Here is an 18147-nt window from a genome sequence, read left to right on the forward strand (position 1 = left end):
TGAGCGTCTCGTGGGCTCGGAGATGTGTATAAGGGACAGGACGCTCGCCTATGCCGACTGGCTGTCGCATCTGTTCTGGGCGCCGACGCAGCGGATGGATCTTGTCAACGAAGCGCTGCGCCGTGGCACGCAGCTCGCCGAAGCTTCGGTCGGCCAGACCGAGCCGTGGTCGTTGATTGCTCCGCAGCCGCAGGACCGCCGCTTCAGCGCGCCGGAATGGCGCGAGCCGCCTTTCAACCTGATGGCGCAGGGCTTTCTGCTGGCCGAGCAGTGGTGGCACGACGCCACCACCAACATTCGCGGCGTCTCGGAGCAGAACGAGAAGATCGTCGAGTTCGCGACCCGGCAGATGCTCGACGTCTTGGCGCCGTCGAACTTCGCCCTCACCAACCCGGAAGTGCTTCGCCGCACCGTGTCGACCGAAGGGCGCAATCTCGCCGACGGCTTTCGCAACTGGTGGGAAGATCTGCTCGAATTGATGGCGCACGAGCCGAAGCACGATTTCGTCGTCGGCAAGGACGTCGCGGTCACGCCGGGCAAGGTAGTGTACAGCAACAAGCTGATCGAGCTGATCCAATACGCGCCAGCCACCGAGACGGTGCGGCCGGAGCCGATCCTGATCGTGCCGGCCTGGATCATGAAGTACTACATTCTCGATCTGTCGCCGCATAATTCGCTGGTGAAGTATCTCACCGATCAGGGCTACACCGTTTTTATGATCTCGTGGCGCAATCCGACCGCCGCGGATCGCGATGTCTCGCTCGAAGACTATCGCCGGCTCGGTGTGATGGCCGCCCTCGACACGATCGGCGCGATCCTGCCGGAACGGCCGGTGCATGCGGTCGGCTATTGCCTCGGCGGCACGCTGCTGTCGATCGCGGCGGCCGCAATGGGACGCGACGGCGACAGCCGGCTCAAGTCGATCACTCTGTTCGCCGCCCAGACCGACTTCACCGAGGCCGGCGAGCTGACGCTGTTCATCAACGAGAGCCAGGTGGCCTTCCTTGAAGACATGATGTGGAATCGCGGCGTGCTCGACACCACGCAGATGTCCGGCGCGTTCCAGATCCTGCGCTCCAACGATCTGATCTGGTCGCGGCTGGTGCATGAATATCTGATGGGCGTGCGCTCCGAGCCAAACGACCTGATGGCCTGGAATGCCGATGCCACCCGGATGCCGTATCGGATGCACTCCGAATATCTGCGTAAGCTGTTCCTCGACAACGATCTGGCCGAAGGCCGTTACACCGTCGATAGCCGGCCGATCGCGCTGTCCGACATCCACACGCCGATCTTCGTGGTCGGCACGCAGCGCGATCACGTCGCGCCGTGGCGATCGACGTTCAAGATCCATTTGCTGGCCGACGCCGATGTCACCTTCTGTCTGACCGGCGGCGGCCACAACGCCGGCATCGTCTCGCCGCCATCCCCGAAGGCACATGGTTATCAAGTGATGACCAAGGAAGCCGATGGTCCGTATGTTGGGCCCGACGATTGGTTGAAGCAGGCGCCCCATGCCGAAGGCTCGTGGTGGACCGAATGGGTGCATTGGCTCGGCACCCGCTCCGGCGAACCGGTCGCGCCGCCGCGCATCGGATTGCCGGAGGTCGATCCGGGCGCACTTCCGGCCGCGCCTGGCAGCTACGTGCTGCAGACCTGAGCGGCCTGCGGCAAGGCCGCCAGCGCCCGCGACAACGTCTCGGCCGGAGTGCCGCTGGCGTCGATCGTGGTCCATCCGACCACGCCCTGCGCGTAGCTTTGCTGCTGCCGGACGATCTCCGGCGTCGCATCGGACGCATCGCCGATGCGGCCGGCGACCCGTGCGATCCGCGTGGCGAGATCGGCGGTGAGGAACAGGCCATGGAACGGGATGTCGAGCTGGGCCGCAACGCTTTCGATCGCGCGGCGCTCCTCGGGCTTGGAGAACACCGCATCGACAATGACCGAATGCCCCTGTTTCAAGATATGCGCGGCGCGTTCGGCCAGACCGCGATACACCGCCTCCGTCACTTCAGCGGTATAGGCTGTAGCCGGGAGCCGTTCGGTATCGGCGACGCCGTGCAGCCGTTTGCGGGCCACGTCCGAGCGCAGCACCACGGCGCCGGGCAGGGGCGGGACGTGGCCTGACAGAGCGCGAGCCAGCACCGATTTGCCGGTGCCGGATAGCCCGCCGACCGCGATCAGCCGGGGCGGTGGCGGTGCGATCAGCCGCAGCGCCAGATCAAAATAGGATTTTGCAATCGCCCGATTGGCTTGCCTGATCGTCTCATTGGCGGCGGGCCGTGCCAGCATCACCTTGGCGCGGATCGCTGCGCGCATCGACAGCAGCAGCGGCAGTGCCGACATTCCATCGAGATTGTCCGTGCTCGTCGCCGCGAGATAGCGATTCAAGAGTTGTGCGGAGTCGCTGCCGCGACCGTAGTGCAGCAGATCCATCAGCGGAAAGGCGAGATCGTACAGCACGTCGACCGAGGCGAAGGCTGGATCGAACTCGATGGCGTCGAACAGCGTCGGCTTGCCGTCGATCACCACGATATTGGCGAGGTGCAGATCGCCGTGGCACCAGCGGACGAAGCCTGCCGCACCGCGCTGCTCCAGCAATGGACGCAGCCGGCCGAGAGCATCGCGACTGCTCCTGTCGAGCATTGCAACGTCGGCCGCGGCAAAACCGCCTGCGGCAAGCTCGTTGGTGTCGTCAGCCAGGATCGGTTCGATCGATGCGACCCAAGGCGCAGTCGCCGCCAAAGGCGCGGCCTGATGCGCGGCGGCGATCGCATCGGCGACGGCGTCGATCAGCTCGGGGCCGAGCGAACCAGCGCGCGCGAGATGATCCAGCGTGGCGCTGTCGTCGAAGCGCATCATCTCGACGGCCCATTCCACCGCGGGCCCGTCGCCGCCGATCTGTAACGCGCCCTTGTCAGTGCGTGTGACCGGGACGACACGGCGATAGATCGCGGGCGCGAATCGGCGGCCGACGGCGAGCTCCTGCTCACAGGCGACCTTTCGTTTGGCGAGGGTCGAATAGTCCAGAAATGGGAATTTGACGGCACGCTTGATCTTCAGCGCCCGGTTCCCCTCGAGAAAAACCGCTGCGCCATGGGTGTCGATCTGCACCACGGGCGTGTCGCCGGCACCACGGCCCAGGAAGTCGAAGACCTCTTGTTGCTGGGGGGCGGTGGAGGTGGCGTCTGGGGCGGACATCGGGACTACTACTTAGGCGGCTGCGGAACTGTCCGAGGATGGATCACGTTGCATCCCGATTGCGCAATCCGGGCGGGCAGATCATGAGCATTGTTGTAGGAAAAACAAGCGGCGCCCCGAATTGCAGGTGGTTTGACCTTGATCAATTCAATTCGCCAAAGCTGCGGTCAATTTGCACACCAACGACGATTAGCAGGGCCGCCATTGGGTCGCCACAAATCGTTGGCGAAAATTCCGAGTGATTGGGTCCGGTCTTGTATAAGTTTCTAGAGGCAACCGTTGCCGACCATATGACGCGAGCGGTGAAATCCGTGTCGCGCGAACTGACCATGCGCGAGTTGGAGGACAAGTTCGAGCACGACGACTTCAACGCCTATCCGGTGGTGGAGGATCAGCGTGTCATCGGCATGGTGACAAAGTACGATTTCCTGAGTTGTTTCGCTTTCCACCCGACCCAGATGCTGCCGCATTACGACGACCTGATGAATCGGACCGTCGGCGACATCATGTCGGGGGACTTCCTCTACGTGCACTCCGATACCAAGCTCACCCGGGTGTTGCAGTTGATGGTCGAACATCAGACCCGCAGCATCCCGGTGTTGGACGCCGATCGCAAGCTGGATGGTATCATCTCGCGCGAGGACGTCATCAAGGCGCTGGCGACCTTCACCAAGGTACGCTAACTGCGCGAGCAGTACGCGTCCCTCCGTCGCGCCAAGCTGACATTGGCTTGTTGCAGCAACTGTCGTACACCTTTGCCGCGCAGATTCCGGATCGTGCGACGGCTGCCGTTCGCGGCCGGCCGTCCGGTGTCGAGGTGAGATGTCGACCTATCGATTGAGCACCCTGCTGTCGCCCGGAGCCGTGGCGGTCGTCGGCGCCAGTCCGCGGCCGGCCTCTCTCGGCCGCGCGGTTCTGACCAATTTGCGCGAGGCGGGATTTAAGGGGCAGATCGGAGTCGTCAATCCGCGCTACCCGGAGATCGGCGGCATCAAGACCGTCGGCTCGCTCGCGGAACTCTCTTTCGTCCCGGATCTGATTGTCATTACGGCGCCGCCGCGCTCGGTCGCCAAGGTCGTCGCCGAAGCCGGCGAACTCGGCGTTGCCGGTGCGATCATCATCAGTTCGGAGATGGGGCGCGGCAAAGGCTCCTATGCGGAAGCCGCGAATCGCGCCGCGCGCAAGTCCGGCATCCGGCTGATCGGGCCGAATTGTCTCGGCATCATGATTCCGGGCGTCAATCTCAACGCCAGCTTCGCCGCTCACATGCCGCGGCGGGGCAATTTGGCGCTGATCTCACAGTCGGGCGCGATTGCGGCCGGCATGGTGGATTGGGCGGCCGTCAAGGAGATTGGTTTCTCCGGCATCGTCTCGATCGGCGATCAGCTCGACGTCGATATCGCCGACATGCTCGACTTCTACGCGGCCGATCTCGAGACCCGCGCGATCCTGCTTTACATCGAAGCGGTCACCGACGCCCGCAAGTTCATGTCGGCGGCGCGCGCCGCGGCGCGGGTCAAGCCGGTGGTGGTGGTGAAGTCGGGCCGCATGGCGCACGGCGCAAAAGCTGCTGCGACCCACACCGGCGCGTTCGCCGGCGCCGATGCAGTGTACGAGGCCGCGTTCCGCCGCGCCGGCATGCTGCGGGTGTACGATCTGCGCGAGCTGTTCGACTGTGCCGAAACGCTCGGCCGCGTCAGCGCGCCGCGCGGCAAGCGTGTCGCGATTCTCACCAATGGCGGCGGCATCGGCATTCTGGCGGTCGACCGTCTGGCCGAACTCGGCGGCGAGCCGGCGACACTGTCGGCCGATCTGCACAAGAAGCTCGACGCGATCCTGCCGACGTCGTGGTCCGGCTTCAATCCGATCGACATCACCGGTGACGCCGACGCCGAGCGCTATGCGGCGACGCTGTCGATGCTGCTCTCCGATCCGGACAATGATGCGATTTTGGTGATGAACGTGCAGACCGCGGTGGCGTCGCCGCGGGACATCGCCCGCGAAGTGATCCGTGTGGTCGGTGAGGAGCGGGTTCGCCGCACGCTGTTCAAGCCGGTGTTTGCGGTCTGGGTCGGCGCCGAGGAGGCGGTCACCCATGCCTTCGACGCCGCCTCGATCCCGAACTATCCGACCGAGGACGACGCAATTCGCAGCATCATGAACATGGTGCGCTACCGCGAGGCGGTACAGCTTCTCACCGAAGTGCCGCCATCGCTGCCGAAGGATTTCGACCCCGACACCGAGACGGCGCGGGCGATCGTCGAGAAAGCGCTGCGCGAAGGCCGCACCTGGCTCGATCCGCTGGAGATCAGCGGTCTGTTTGCGGCGTATCAGATCCCGATGATTCCGACGCTGGCGGCCACCAATGCCGAGGAAGCGGTGTCGTGGGCGTCGTCGTTCCTGTCGCAGGGCGTCACCGTGGTGGTGAAAGTGCTGTCGCGCGACATCCCGCACAAGTCCGACATCGGCGGTGTGGTGCTCAATCTCACCAGCGTCGAAGCGGTCCGCGTTGCGGTGAACGAAATCATGGCGCGCGCCGCCAAGCTGCGCCCCGACGCGCGGCTCGAAGGCGTGATGGTGCAGCCGATGATCCTGCGCCCGAAGGCGCGCGAGCTGACCATCGGCATTGCCGACGATCCGACCTTCGGTCCGGTGATCGCGTTCGGTCAGGGCGGCACCGGCGTCGAACTGATCGACGACCGGTCGCTGGCTTTGCCGCCGCTCGATCTGCCGCTCGCCGAGTCGCTGATTGCGCGTACCCGTGTCTCCAAGCTGCTCTGCGCCTATCGCGACGTGCCCGAAGTGAAGCGGAGTGCGGTGGCGCTGACGCTGGTGAAACTGTCGCAGATGGCGGCCGACCTGCCGGAGATCCGCGAACTCGACGTCAACCCGCTGCTCGCCGATGAAAGCGGCGTAGTGGCGATCGATGCCCGCGTCGTGGTGCGCGCGCCGGAGCGTAAATTCGCCGGCCTCGGCAATTCGCACTTCGCCGTGAAGCCGTATCCGACCGAATGGGAGCGGCACCTGACCGTCAAGGATGGCTGGCGCGTACTGGCGCGGCCGATCCGCCCGGACGACGAGCCGGCGATCCACGAATTCCTCAAGCACGTCACGCCGGAGGATCTGCGGCTGCGGTTCTTCGCGGCGATGAAGGAGTTCAGCCACGCTTTCATCGCCCGGCTGTCGCAGATCGACTACGCCCGCGCGATGGCGTTCGTGGCGTTCGATGAAATCACCGGCGAGATGCTCGGCGTGGTCCGCATCCACTCGGACTCGATCTATGAGAGCGGCGAATACGCCATCCTGCTACGTTCCGACCTGAAGGGCAAAGGGCTCGGCTGGGCGTTGATGAAACTGATCATCGAATACGCCCGCTCGGAAGGTCTGCACTATGTCTGCGGTCAGGTGCTGCGCGAGAACACCGCGATGCTGCGGATGTGCCGCGATCTCGGCTTCGAAACCAAAACAGATGCGTCCGAGCCGGACATCCTTAACGTTCGGTTACCGCTGACCGAAGAAGCCGCGCGCGCCGCCAGATCGGCGTGACGACAGAGTCGCCCGAGAGCGCCTCCTCATTATGAAGCTGTGCCGTGCTTGCTACAGCCGGTTCACGGAGACCACACGGAAGGTGTGCATGTCGCCTTCCTCGCGCAGCGACACGTACTCACCCTGGACGAAGCGTTCGTCGGCAAAGTGATAGCCGGCTTCGTCGGGCAGTTTCGCAGCACTGTCATATTGAAATGCCCATGATCCACCCGGACGGTGCACCAGGTGACCGAGGTTGTCCGGCTGATGCGGCCGCTGCCGTGCCACACGGCAGGCTTCGCGGTGCTTCTTCCAGATTTCGGCGTCGATCCGGTCGTTGCCGTCGAGCGGAGCGATGATCACATAGGCGATGTTCGCTTCGCCTTCAGGATGTCCAGGTTCTCGTGCGAGTTCGAGCCTGATCTGGCGGAAGCACGCCGGCAACGAGGTGTTGAGGATTGCGGAGGGCGTAGCTTTGGTCATTGTTTCGCTCCTGGCATCGCACACGATGCTGACGCAGAGCAGAAGCGGCATAATTGATTTGCATCAATCGCGGTACACGACGCAAACTGTGCGCTGCAACGCATCGGCGCGAATCGAAACGGAGCAGCGCATGCTGGCCTTCGAGACCGGATGGGACCAGCCGTGAGCCTCGCGCCTGTGCTGAATGCCAAGACCGATGGAGATGCGCTGGAGCTCAAGCCGAAAGGGGCTTGGACCGCGACCAACAGCAAATTCATGGAGCAACTGTCTGACGACGTTGCTCCTCAGATCGCGGCGGCGAAGTCGCTCACCATCGATATGGCGGAGATCGGCGAGATCGACACGATCGGCGCCTGGGTGCTCGAAAAGCTGTCGCGCAGCGCCGCACAGGCTGGCCGCACCGCGCAGTTCAAAGGCATTTCCGCGAGCTACGCGGAGCTGATCGACGAGGTGCGGCAGCTCAATCGTCGTGGGCCGACCCCGCATCCGAAGCCTAATCCGATCATCGCGAAGCTCGACGAAATCGGTCGGTCGGCCTGGAGCGCAACTACCGATATCGCGGTGTTTCTGGAAATGCTCGGTGCCCTCGGTGCCGCGCTGCTGGGTGTGCTGCGGCGGCCGCGCTCGCTGCGACTGACCTCGTTGACTTACCAGGTCTACAGGGTCGGCTGGCAGGCGATCCCGATCATGGTGCTGATCACCTTCCTGATCGGCGCGATCATCGCCCAGCAGGGCATCTTCCACTTCCGCAAGTTCGGTGCCGATTCCTATGTCGTCGACATGGTCGGCATCCTGGTGCTGCGCGAGATCGGCGTGCTGATCGTCGCCATCATGGTCGCCGGCCGATCGGGGAGCGCCTATACGGCCGAACTCGGCTCGATGAAGATGCGCGAGGAGATCGACGCGCTCTCGACCATGGGGCTCGATCCGGTTGAGGTGCTGATCCTGCCGCGGATCATCGCGCTGGTGATCGCGCTGCCGATCCTGGCCTTCATCGGTTCGATGGCGGCGCTGTATGGCGGCCTGCTAACGGCGTGGTTCTATGGCGGGATGCAGCCCTCGGTATTCATCGCCCGGCTGCACGAGGCCGTGTCGCTGAACTCCTTCCAGGTCGGGATGTGGAAGGCGCCGTTCATGGCGCTGGTGATCGGTATCGTCGCCTGCAGCGAGGGCCTGCGGGTCAAGGGCAGTGCCGAGTCGCTCGGCCTGCAGACCACCACGTCGGTGGTGAAGTCGATCTTTCTGGTGATCGTGCTGGACGGCTTGTTCGCCGTGTTTTTCGCGTCGATCGGGATGTAGCGATGGACGCGCTCGCTCAACTCTATGCCATCCGCGTCGCCGACCTCGTGGTCGGGTTCGGCCGGCAGACCGTGCTCAATCATCTGTCGCTCGATGTCCGCCGTGGTGAAATCCTCGGACTCGTCGGCGCGTCGGGTGGTGGCAAGTCGGTGCTGATGCGCACCATCATCGGGCTGATCCCCAAGCAAAGCGGGCACATCGAAGTGATGGGCCACGATACCGAGCGCGGCTTCGGCCGGGCGCGCGGGGCGGTGGCGGCGACCTGGGGCATCCTGTTTCAGCAGGGAGCGCTGTTCTCCTCGCTCACTGCGCGGCAGAACGTGCAGTTCCCGCTGCGCGAGATGCTCGACATGTCGGAGAAGCTGCAGGACGAGATCGCCACTGCCAAGCTGGAGATGGTCGGCATCGCGCCCGACGATTGGGACAAGTATCCGTCGCAGCTGTCCGGCGGCATGACCAAGCGTGTGGCGCTGGCCCGCGCGCTGGCGCTCGATCCTTCGATCGTGTTTCTCGACGAGCCGACCAGCGGCCTCGACCCGATCGCGGCCGGTGACTTCGATCAACTGATCAAGACCTTGCAAACCACGCTCGGGCTCACCGTGTTCATGGTGACCCACGATCTCGCCAGCCTCAACGTTGTCTGCGACCGCGTTGCGGCGCTGGCTGACGGCAAGATCGTGGCAGTGGGGCCGATGCGCGAATTGCTGCAATCCGAACATCCCTGGGTGCGGGCCTATTTCCACGGCAAGCGCTCGGCGATGCTCCAGCCCAGACAGGACTAGGACGCCACGCCATGGAAACTCGTGCTCCTTTCGTGATCGTCGGTGCGTTCGTACTCGCGGCGATCTTTGCGGTGTTCGGCTTCGTGTTCTGGCTGCACAACACTTCGGGCGTCGGTGCGCGCACCAGCTACCACGTCCAATTCCGCGATCCGGTGCCGGGGCTGCTGGTCGGCGCCGCCGTGCTGTTCAACGGCATCCGCGTCGGGGAGGTCACGGCGCTGTCGCTGGCCTCGGATGATCCGCGGCGGGTCGATGCAACCATCGCGGTGGCGCCGTCGACGCCGGTCCGTCCGGACACCAAGGTTGGCTTGGATTTCCAGGGCCTGACCGGCGTGCCGGTGGTGGCGCTCGAAGGCGGCAAGCAGCTCAGCGGCTCGGCGATCGCCACCACGCTGGTGGCCGAGCCGGGAGCGGGCATGAGCATGACCCAGGCTGCCCGTGAGGCGTTGCGCAAGGTCGATACCGTGCTCGGCGAAAACTCCGGTCCACTGAAAGACACCATCGCAAACTTCAAAACGTTCTCGGAGTGGCTGGCGGGGAAGACCGAGAAGCTCGACGGCATCCTTGGCGGTGTCGAGCGGATGACCGGCGCGAACGAACCGGTGGTGAAGAAGGTGGTGTACGACCTGTCGGCCGCGACCGGCTTCCCGCCGCCATCGCCGCCGCTCAAGGCGCAGCTCACCATTCCGGAATCCAATACGGTGGTGCTGTTCGACAGCCAGAAGATGCTGCTGGCGCCCGGTCTGGAAGTTCCGGCCTTTGCCGGCGCGCAGTGGAGCGACAGCCTCCCGAAGATGCTGCAGGAGAAGCTGATCCAGAGCTTCGAAAACTACGACATCGCCCACGCCCCGATGCGCCCGAACGACGCCGTGCAGCCGGACTATCAACTGCTGACCGACATCAGGAGTTTTCAGGTGATCGGCGAGACGGATGCGCTTCGCGCCGAGATCGCGTTCAGCGCCAAGATCATCGACAAGGAAGGCAAGCTGGTTGCGGCCAAGCTGTTTCAGCAGGCGACGCCGCTCGACAAGCCTGAGCCGGCTGCGGCCGTCACCGCGTTCGACAAGTCATTCGATACCATCGCCAAGCAGCTGGTCCCGTGGGCCGCGCAGGCGCTCGCAGCCGGTCACGCCGACGCCGAGCCGGCCTCGACACCCCCAGGCAGGTCGACTACCGCTCCAAGGTCTTCAGGTACGACAAAAGGTCGTTGATCTGGTCTGGATCGAGTTCGAACGCCGGCATCCGCGGGTGGCCGGTATAAATACCTTCAGCAAACGCCTCTGCCAGCGTCTCGACGGGATAGCGCGTGTGAAGCGTGCGGAACGGCGGGGCCTGTTCGAGCCGACTTTTACCGCTACGGCCGATAGCATGGCAGCGCGCGCAGTGTGATTTGGCGAAGCCGAGGCCGCGGCGCTCCGACGGAGTCGCGGCGGCCGCCGCTTGGCTGGCCACAATTAGCAGGATCGCCGTGCAGGCAAGTAGTCGTCCCATGAGCCGCCCGGTCGGTAAAAACAGGTCGCCAAACAACGACTTGCACGATGCATGACGGTCGTGTCATGACCTTGATCTGTGTCAAGCTGCCTTGACGAATTGCCGACATATTAACTCTTCTGGCGCAGAATGGGCGGTCAGTTGACGGCGATGCGCGCCAGGAGAGTTCAGTCTGGCGACCGCATGGAGTGATGGATGCCGCATCTCGCTTATCCGACGACGACTTGCGAGGGATTTCGCTGTGAGACGCACTGCGCGGTGCGTGGGCTGGCGATCTGTGGCGAACTCGGCCCTGCCGACCACGAAGAGTTCGAACGTCTTGCCCAGCATGTTCGTTACGGGCCGAAGGAAGCGCTGTTCTCCGAGGACGAAGTCGCTGACTCGGTCTACAGCCTGATCGAGGGGATCGCCCGCCTGTACAAGCTGCTGCCCGATGGCCGTCGCCAGATCATCGGCTTTGCGCTTCCCGGCGATTTCCTCGGAATGGCACCAGGTAACCGCTACTCCTTCTCGGCCGACTCGATCGGCGGCGTGACCGTCTGCAAGTTCTTCCGCGGTCCGTTCCTGCGCTTCATCGAGAATCGCCCGCAGATGTTGCTCCGCATGAACGACTTCGCCACCCGCGAACTCAGCCTTGCCCAGGATCAGATGCTGCTGCTCGGCCGCCGCTCCGCCGAGGAGAAGGTCGCTGCCTTCCTGGTCGGTTGGCGCGATCGTCTGGCCCGGCTGGAAGGCGTCACCAAAACCGTCAGCCTGCCGATGGGCCGTCAGGACATCGCCGACTTCCTCGGCCTGACGATCGAAACCGTAAGCCGCACCTTCACCAAGTTGGAGCGGGAAAAACTGATCGTGATCGTTCCGGACGGGGTACGCGTGCTGGACCCGAAACGCTTCGACGCGCTCGCCGCGGCCTGAAACGCTTCACTTTCGGCCGCGCATCCGCCCGGAATCCCACCCGAGGCTACCGATGCGCGACGAAACGCCGGCCTATCTTCGAGCCCGGCATTATTTCTACGAAATTCTTGAATCCCAGGCGCAGACCTCGCGCATGGGCGTCGTCGTCAATCGCTTCATTGTCTTCTTCATCGTGCTCAGCGTCGGGATCACGGTGATGGAGTCGGTGCCGGCGATGCGCGACGACTACAGCCGGCTGTTTCAGGCGCTGGAGCTGCTGTGCCTGGTGGTGTTCTCGATCGAATACTACATCCGGATCTGGATCGCGCCCGAGCATCTGCCGTACCACCACATGAGCCCGCTGCGCGCTGCGTGGGCCTACATGATCAGCCCGCAGGGCATCGTCGATTGCATCTCGGTGATGCCGCTCTGGATCGCGCTGTTCGGTCCGGACGACCTGCGGGTCTTGATCATCCTGCGGATGCTGCGGCTGCTGAAATTCGCCCGTTATTCGTCGGGCATGCGGTCGCTGCTGGAAGTGCTGGAGAGTGAGCGTCGGGCGCTGATGGCCTGCCTCGTGATCCTGGCGTGCGCCACTCTGGTCTCGGCGACCGCGATGCACATTGCCGAGGGCCACGTGCAGCCCGAGAAGTTCGGCACCATTCCTGACGCGATGTGGTGGGCGATCGTGACGCTCAGCACGATCGGTTATGGCGACGTCGTGCCGGCCACCGGAGTCGGCCGGATGATCGCCGCCGCCACCATCATCTGTGGCCTGATCATGATCGCGTTGCCGGTCGGCATCGTCGCCAACGCGTTCTCCGAGGTGATCCACCGGCGCGATTTCATCGTGAATTGGAGCATGGTGGCGCGTGTGCCGTTGTTCTCGCATCTTACCGCCGGAGACATCGCGCACATCATGCAGCTGCTGCAGGCGCGGCAGATCGAGCGCGGCGAAGTGGTGTTCCGCCGGGGTGAGCCCGCGACCGCGATGTATTTCATTGCCGAAGGCGACGTGGAAATCGAGCTGGGGCCTGAGGACAAGGGCCGCCGCATCCGACTCGGCACCGGACATTTCTTCGGCGAAATAGCGGTGCTGAAGCGGGTCGAGCGCTCGGCAACCGTGAGGGCGGTGTCGCGGACGCGGCTCTTGGTCCTGGATGGCGCCGATCTACGTGCGTTGCCCGCGAGCCGAGCATCGCGCGCAAGATCAACCAGATCGTCGAAGGCCGTACCGGCCGTAACCTCAACCTCGAGATCGCTGATCTCGAGGGGCAGGCCGACGTCTCGGTGGAAGAGAACGCGTAAGGCGCTAGGGCGCTTATTCTGCAGCCATCGCGTACGAGCTCGCGATCTTGATCGGGCGGTGCTTGCTGCGGCGCTTCGGAAATTCGCTGGCTCGCGTCAGCGATCGCTGGGCCGCCAGAAACGCCATCACTTTATTTCCGGCGTCAGCGAACGACGCGCCGAGCGGCAGGCCGAACTTGCGGCAGTCTTCTGGCGACAGAGGCTGTTTGGCATGACGGAGCGCCATCGCCGGTCCCCACCACCAGCCCGGAGCCGGAGACCGGTCGTCCGCCGGAACGGCGCGCCAAGCCGCCATTTCCTGAGCCAAACGGTTGAATTCGATGTGCTGTGCCGGATGCATGTCGTACGTCCCTGTTGTGCCGGCATAACGGCCGAAAGCCCAAAAGGTTGCAGGTCGCTGGCGTCCGTCGCCGTACGAGCAATAGTCCGGTACCGTTCTCAGTCGGGAAAACTCGTGCTAACCATTCGCATATGAACCAGCGTGCCGCGATCGACATCCGCCATTCCACCTGTCCGCATGACTGCCCCTCGGCCTGCGCACTCGACGTCGAGGTGATCGACGGCTCGACCATCGGCCGGCTCCGCGGCTCGAAGCGGCAGACCTACACGGCCGGCGTCGTCTGCGCCAAAGTCGCCCGCTACGCCGAGCGCATCCATCATCCCGACCGGCTGACCTATCCGATGCGTCGCACCGGACCGAAGGGCTCCGGACAATTTGCGCGCGTCTCCTGGGACGAGGCGCTGGACGAGATCGCGGCACGGTTCGATGCCGCCGAGGCGGAGTTCGGCGCGGAGTCGGTGTGGCCCTATTACTATGCGGGCACCATGGGGCTGGTGATGCGGGACGGCATCAACCGGCTCGCCAACGTCAAAAAGTACTCGCGGTTTTACTCGACGATCTGCGCGAATGTCGCCTGGGCGGGCTTTGCGGCCGGTGTCGGCAAGGTCGCCGGCGTCGATCCGCGGGAAATGGCGAAGTCGGATCTGATCGTGATCTGGGGGACTAATCCGGTCTCGACCCAGGTCAACGTGATGACCCACGCCGCCCGGGCCCGCAAAGAGCGTGGCGCCAAGATCGCGGCCATCGATATCTACGATAACGAGACGATGCAGCAGGCCGATATCCGGATCATCCTGCGTCCGGGGACCGATGGGGCCTTCGCCTGCGGTGTGATGCACGTGCTGTTTCGCGATGGTCTTGCGGATCGCGGCTATCTGGCGAGCTACACCGACTGTCCGGACGACCTCGAAGCGCATCTTAAGACGCGGACGCCAGCATGGGCCTCCGCGATCTGCGGTGTGCCGGAGGCAGAGATCGAAGCGTTTGCGCATGCGGTGGGCCACACCAAGCGCAGCTTCTTCCGGCTCGGCTATGGCTTCACCCGCAGCCGCAACGGCGCCGCACAGATGCACGCCGCGCTGTGTATTCCGGCGGTGACGGGGGCGTGGCAGCACGAAGGCGGCGGCGCTTTCTTCAACAATGGCGCGATCTTCGGCTTCGACAAGACTTTGATCGAGGGGCTGGATCAGCTCGATCCGGCGACGCGCGTACTGGATCAGTCCAAGATCGGCCGCATCCTCACCGGGGATGCCGAGGCGCTGGATGGCGGCGCGCCGGTCAAGGCGATGCTGATCCAGAACACCAATCCGATGACCGTCGCGCCGGAGCAGGAGTTGGTCCGCGCCGGCTTCGCCCGCGAAGACCTGTTCGTGGCGGTGCATGAGCAGTTCATGACCGAGACGGCGCTGGTGGCCGATATCGTGTTGCCGGCGACGATGTTCTTGGAGCACGACGACCTGTATTACGGCGGCGGCCATCAGCACATCTCGGTCGGCGCCCGGCTGGTCGAACCGCCCGGCGAATGCCGCTCCAATCACGAGGTCCTTCAGGGCCTGGCGCAGCGGCTCGGCATCGATCATCCGGCGTTCGCGATGACGCCGCGTCAGGTCATCGATACGACGCTGAAAGCCAGCGGCCATGGCGGCATCGAGCAGCTCGAGGCTGATCTTTGGCGCGATCTGCAGCCGAATTTCCGCGAGTCTCACTTCCTTGATGGCTTCGCGCATCCGGACGGCAAGTTTCACTTCCGGGTCGACTGGGGCAACGTCAACCTCGCGCGCAAACTGCGGCTGGGACCGTGGCAGGAGATGCCAAGCCTGCCGGATCACTGGGCGGTGACCGAACAGGCCGATGCGCAGCATCCGTTCCGGCTTGCTACGAGCCCGGCCCGCAGCTTCCTCAACACCACCTTCAACGAAACGCCGTCGTCGCAGGCACGCGAGGGCGAGCCCAACGTGATGATGCACCCGGCCGATGCCGCCGAGGTCGGCGTCGGTGAGGGCGATCTGGTGATGCTGGGGAATGCCCGGGGAGAAACGATGCTGACGGTCCGGCTCAGCAGCGGACTGCGGCGCGGCGTCTTGATCGCCGAATCAGTGTTTCCGAACCGGGCTCATCGCGGCGGACGTGGAATCAACGTCCTGACCAGCGCAGAATCAATCGCGCCGCACGGCGGTGCGGCGTTTCACGATAATAAAGTCTGGGTAAAGAAGGCTGATGCGCCACTCGCGAAGCGCGACTGAGGCCCGATTAATCCGGTCGTAACCGGAGGTCGGCAGTCGTTATCGCTTCGCGAGTTGCGCGTTCAGGCTCAGCGCTGGTGGCCGAGGCCGATACCGAGCTTCAGCGCCTTCTGGCGCAGCGAGCCGACGGTCCGATTGGTCAGACGGGCGATTTCCGCCACCGGAGTGCGCGCCTTCGAATGCGCCTTCAACTCCTTGATGTCTTCCTTGGTATACTCGCGGCGAGTGATCTTGCCCTTCTTGGCGGCCTTGGCCTTGGTAGCGGTCTTCGCCGCGGCCTTGGTCACGACCTTCTTGGCCTTCTTCGACTTCGCTGCGGTCTTCGCAGTCTTTGCTTTCGCTTTCTTTGCCACGCGTAGGCTCCTTTAGTGAAGCGCCCTTCTACTACACCCATTCCGTGCCGACAATTCGGAAATTGAGATTTTCGAACTGATCGAGGCGGCTTCGGTTAGCATTAGTTTAAGTGTGTGTAGTTGGCAATTTGGCGAAATTAGGTACTCGCGCGTAGTGACTATCGCCGTTTTGTCGATGTCTTGGCTCGTTGACACCGGTCAAACTGCTGCAAATCACTACACCGGCCCGGCGCGTGCCGGGTTTTCTCGCAAAGTGGAAACTTGCCACCCAAGAGTGCGAATCGGCGCCCGTCAGCCGTGTATTTCCGAGGATCGGTGCTGCTGATGGAGACGATTTGTCGCGAATAACGCGGTGGGACGTGGTCGCGCTTAGTGTGCGCGGGCTACGCAATCCATCCAACCAAAGGCGTATCGGGGGGCGCCGGCGAGATATCAGCGCGACGAGAACAGTGGAATGCGATTGATCAGCGCGGCTGTTTCGCGTTTGGCGCGAGTGCGGCGCGAGTGCGGGCGAGCGTGCGCTCGTAATAGTCCTCGCGCTCCTGCTTCAGGCTGATCTGCAGATTTCGGAAGGCTGCAATGCGTTTCGCGATCTCTTCGCGTTCTCGCGATGCAATCGTTTCAGGACGAGACACTTCAGCCTCGGAGTGTTGGATCGCCGGAGGTATTTGCGCCCGTGAGTCGGTTTGGAACTCGGTATTTCCGCGAGCACCAGTCTGAATGCCCGCCGCAGCCGCGTCCTCAGAGCCATTATCTAGGCTGCTGCTTTCGCTGAAATCAGCGGACTCGGAGTTTGGCAGTTGCGACGTCGTCATTGCTCTTCCTAAAAGTCATCATTGGGAGTGCCGATCAGGGGCGTCAATCGAAATCGCCGCCAACAGGCTGCGGTGGTGGATAAATCGTACGGTTGGTTGCGGTGAAAGCGGTACTCGGTAGCCCAGCGCGAAAGTTGAAGCGGGCACCAATGGCCAAGATCAATCTCGAGTCCCTGAGCATCGAAGAGCTCGCCGCCTTGCGGGACGAAGCGACCGATAAGCTTGCCGAGAAGGTTGCCGCGCGCCAAGCCAAGCTCGCGATGCTGTCGCGCTACGGCAAGATCACCGAGAATGGGCCCGCTGCCGCCAAGGCAAAGCCGCGGAAAGAAGCCAAGGACGCTGGGCATTCCTCGAAAGATCAGTCCGCAGCGGCGTAAGCAGCCCGCTGCTGCGGCCTATAGGGCGCCGACGAAGGATGCAGGCGGTTGTTTGAGTCCGCAGCGATGATGGCGCGGCGCTGCTCACGGCTTGCAATCTCTTGCCGCATCGTTCTTATTTCCGGCTCGCGGTGACGATTGATCGGTTTTGCGCCGCGTGGCTGCTTTCCTCAGATCTCCTACCGGAAATCCAATATGTCGGATCATCACGGCCCTCTCCGCGTCGGCATCGGTGGCCCCGTCGGCTCGGGCAAGACGGCGCTGATGGACCTGCTCTGCAAGTCGATGCGCGAGCGCTACGACATCGCGGCGATCACCAACGACATTTACACCAAGTGGGACGCCGAATTCCTGGTGCGCTCCGGCTCGCTGACGCCGGACCGGATCGCCGGGGTGGAGACCGGTGGCTGCCCGCATACCGCCATCCGCGAGGATGCGTCGATGAATCTCGCCGCCGTGGCCGAGATGCGCAGCAAGTTTCCGGGGCTCGATCTGGTGCTGATCGAGTCCGGCGGCGACAACCTGGCCGCGACATTCTCGCCCGAACTCGCCGACATCACCATTTATGTGATCGACGTCGCCGCCGGAGACAAAATCCCCTCCAAAGGCGGCCCAGGTATCACCCGGTCCGACCTCCTGGTGATCAATAAGATCGATCTTGCGCCCTATGTCGGCGCGTCGTTGGAGAAGATGGATACCGATGCCAAGCGAATGCGCGGCGCACGGCCGTTCGTCATGACCAATCTGAAGAAGAGTGACGGACTCGATCGCATTATCGGATTTATTGAAGAGAAGGGGGGCCTGACGCCGCGGCAGTTGGCCTGAGCCTCCGCCGGCGCAGCTACCTGCGGTATCTCCGCGTGCGCTGCAGTACCAACTTCGTGATCGTTGGGACGGGAACGAAATCAGGCCGGGCGTGGTTGAACCGCTCTTGGAATTCGTGCCCCACCGACCGTCCTCCAGTTGCGCTCAGGTCGACGCTTCTTCATGGTGGGGCCGGTTTCGATACGTTGAATAGGTGAGGCGGACGCTCCGC

The 18147-nt window shown here is 63.6% G+C and carries 16 protein-coding genes; 11 read left to right on the plus strand and 5 right to left on the minus strand.

From position 1 onward, the window contains the following. Nucleotides 1–22 precede the first annotated feature (22 nt). A complete protein-coding gene (locus tag DY467_RS03735) occupies nt 23–1660 on the plus strand; it encodes a PHA/PHB synthase family protein (RefSeq protein WP_164634087.1) in 1638 nt (545 codons plus the stop codon). On the opposite strand, the gene DY467_RS03740 is transcribed toward DY467_RS03735, so the two are convergent. After that, nucleotides 1642–3201, minus strand: a complete 1560-nt coding sequence (locus DY467_RS03740) for a bifunctional aminoglycoside phosphotransferase/ATP-binding protein (protein WP_164634088.1) — start codon at nt 3199–3201, stop codon at nt 1642–1644. The two genes, DY467_RS03735 and DY467_RS03740, sit on opposite strands and share 19 nt — an antisense overlap. Nucleotides 3202–3455: 254 nt before the next feature. Between DY467_RS03740 and DY467_RS03745 the strand changes: the two genes are divergently transcribed. Beyond that, a complete protein-coding gene (locus DY467_RS03745) occupies nt 3456–3884 on the plus strand; it encodes a CBS domain-containing protein (RefSeq protein ID WP_199851765.1) in 429 nt (142 codons plus the stop codon). Between the two features lie 139 nt (nt 3885–4023). Continuing rightward, entirely contained in the window at nt 4024–6747 is a 2724-nt protein-coding gene (locus DY467_RS03750; RefSeq protein ID WP_164634089.1) for a bifunctional acetate--CoA ligase family protein/GNAT family N-acetyltransferase, read from the plus strand. Nucleotides 6748–6798: 51 nt separating this feature from the next. Here the strand turns inward: DY467_RS03750 and DY467_RS03755 are convergent, their stop codons facing one another. Further along, the gene (locus tag DY467_RS03755) at nt 6799–7209 is read right to left on the minus strand and encodes a hypothetical protein (protein ID WP_107345832.1); all 411 of its coding nucleotides are present in this window, start codon (nt 7207–7209) and stop codon (nt 6799–6801) included. A 150-nt stretch (nt 7210–7359) separates the two neighbouring features. Between DY467_RS03755 and DY467_RS03760 the strand changes: the two genes are divergently transcribed. From DY467_RS03760 to DY467_RS03770, 3 genes are read left to right on the plus strand one after another with little or no spacing between them, the layout of a single operon-like run. Beyond that, nucleotides 7360–8508 carry an ABC transporter permease gene (locus tag DY467_RS03760; RefSeq protein WP_164634090.1) on the plus strand — a complete coding sequence of 383 codons (1149 nt, stop codon included), beginning with the start codon at nt 7360–7362 and terminating at the stop codon, nt 8506–8508. 2 nt (nt 8509–8510) lie between these two features. After that, nucleotides 8511–9290 (plus strand): ABC transporter ATP-binding protein, encoded by a 780-nt coding sequence (locus DY467_RS03765; protein WP_107345830.1) that lies wholly within the window; start codon nt 8511–8513, stop codon nt 9288–9290. An 11-nt stretch (nt 9291–9301) separates the two neighbouring features. Further along, nucleotides 9302–10501, plus strand: coding sequence for an ABC-type transport auxiliary lipoprotein family protein (locus DY467_RS03770; protein WP_164634091.1), 1200 nt, complete (start codon nt 9302–9304; stop codon nt 10499–10501). Here the strand turns inward: DY467_RS03770 and DY467_RS03775 are convergent. Further along, nucleotides 10461–10781: a c-type cytochrome gene (locus DY467_RS03775; RefSeq protein ID WP_107346722.1), complete on the minus strand. Its 321-nt coding sequence runs from the start codon at nt 10779–10781 to the stop codon at nt 10461–10463. The genes DY467_RS03770 and DY467_RS03775 overlap by 41 nt on opposite strands. A 195-nt stretch (nt 10782–10976) precedes the next feature. Between DY467_RS03775 and aadR the strand changes: the two genes are divergently transcribed. From aadR to DY467_RS03795, 3 genes are read left to right on the plus strand one after another with little or no spacing between them, the layout of a single operon-like run. Continuing rightward, entirely contained in the window at nt 10977–11696 is a 720-nt protein-coding gene (aadR, locus tag DY467_RS03780) for a transcriptional activatory protein AadR (RefSeq protein ID WP_011159769.1), read from the plus strand. 52 nt (nt 11697–11748) lie between these two features. Beyond that, nucleotides 11749–13458 (plus strand): ion transporter, encoded by a 1710-nt coding sequence (locus tag DY467_RS03785; protein ID WP_246701450.1) that lies wholly within the window; start codon nt 11749–11751, stop codon nt 13456–13458. Further along, a complete protein-coding gene (locus DY467_RS03795; protein ID WP_164634093.1) occupies nt 13455–15566 on the plus strand; it encodes a molybdopterin-containing oxidoreductase family protein in 2112 nt (703 codons plus the stop codon). Before DY467_RS03785 ends, DY467_RS03795 begins: the two co-directional genes overlap by 4 nt. A gap of 68 nt (nt 15567–15634) precedes the next feature. On the opposite strand, the gene DY467_RS03800 is transcribed toward DY467_RS03795, so the two are convergent. Together DY467_RS03800 and DY467_RS03805 are read right to left on the minus strand one after the other, a co-directional pair. Beyond that, a complete protein-coding gene (locus DY467_RS03800; RefSeq protein ID WP_011159765.1) occupies nt 15635–15919 on the minus strand; it encodes a hypothetical protein in 285 nt (94 codons plus the stop codon). Between the two features lie 464 nt (nt 15920–16383). Further along, a complete protein-coding gene (locus DY467_RS03805; RefSeq protein WP_164634086.1) occupies nt 16384–16734 on the minus strand; it encodes a hypothetical protein in 351 nt (116 codons plus the stop codon). Between the two features lie 149 nt (nt 16735–16883). Here DY467_RS03805 and DY467_RS03810 point away from each other — a divergent pair, with 149 nt between their 5' ends. Both DY467_RS03810 and ureG read left to right on the plus strand, forming a co-directional pair. Further along, nucleotides 16884–17111, plus strand: a complete 228-nt coding sequence (locus DY467_RS03810) for a hypothetical protein (protein WP_164634094.1) — start codon at nt 16884–16886, stop codon at nt 17109–17111. A gap of 195 nt (nt 17112–17306) precedes the next feature. Beyond that, entirely contained in the window at nt 17307–17936 is a 630-nt protein-coding gene (ureG, locus tag DY467_RS03815; RefSeq protein WP_164634095.1) for an urease accessory protein UreG, read from the plus strand. The last annotated feature ends 211 nt before the right edge of the window (nt 17937–18147 follow it).

Origin of the sequence: Rhodopseudomonas sp. BR0G17 (assembly GCF_010907025.1) — a bacterium.
Classification (GTDB): Bacteria; Pseudomonadota; Alphaproteobacteria; order Rhizobiales; family Xanthobacteraceae; genus Rhodopseudomonas; species Rhodopseudomonas palustris_H.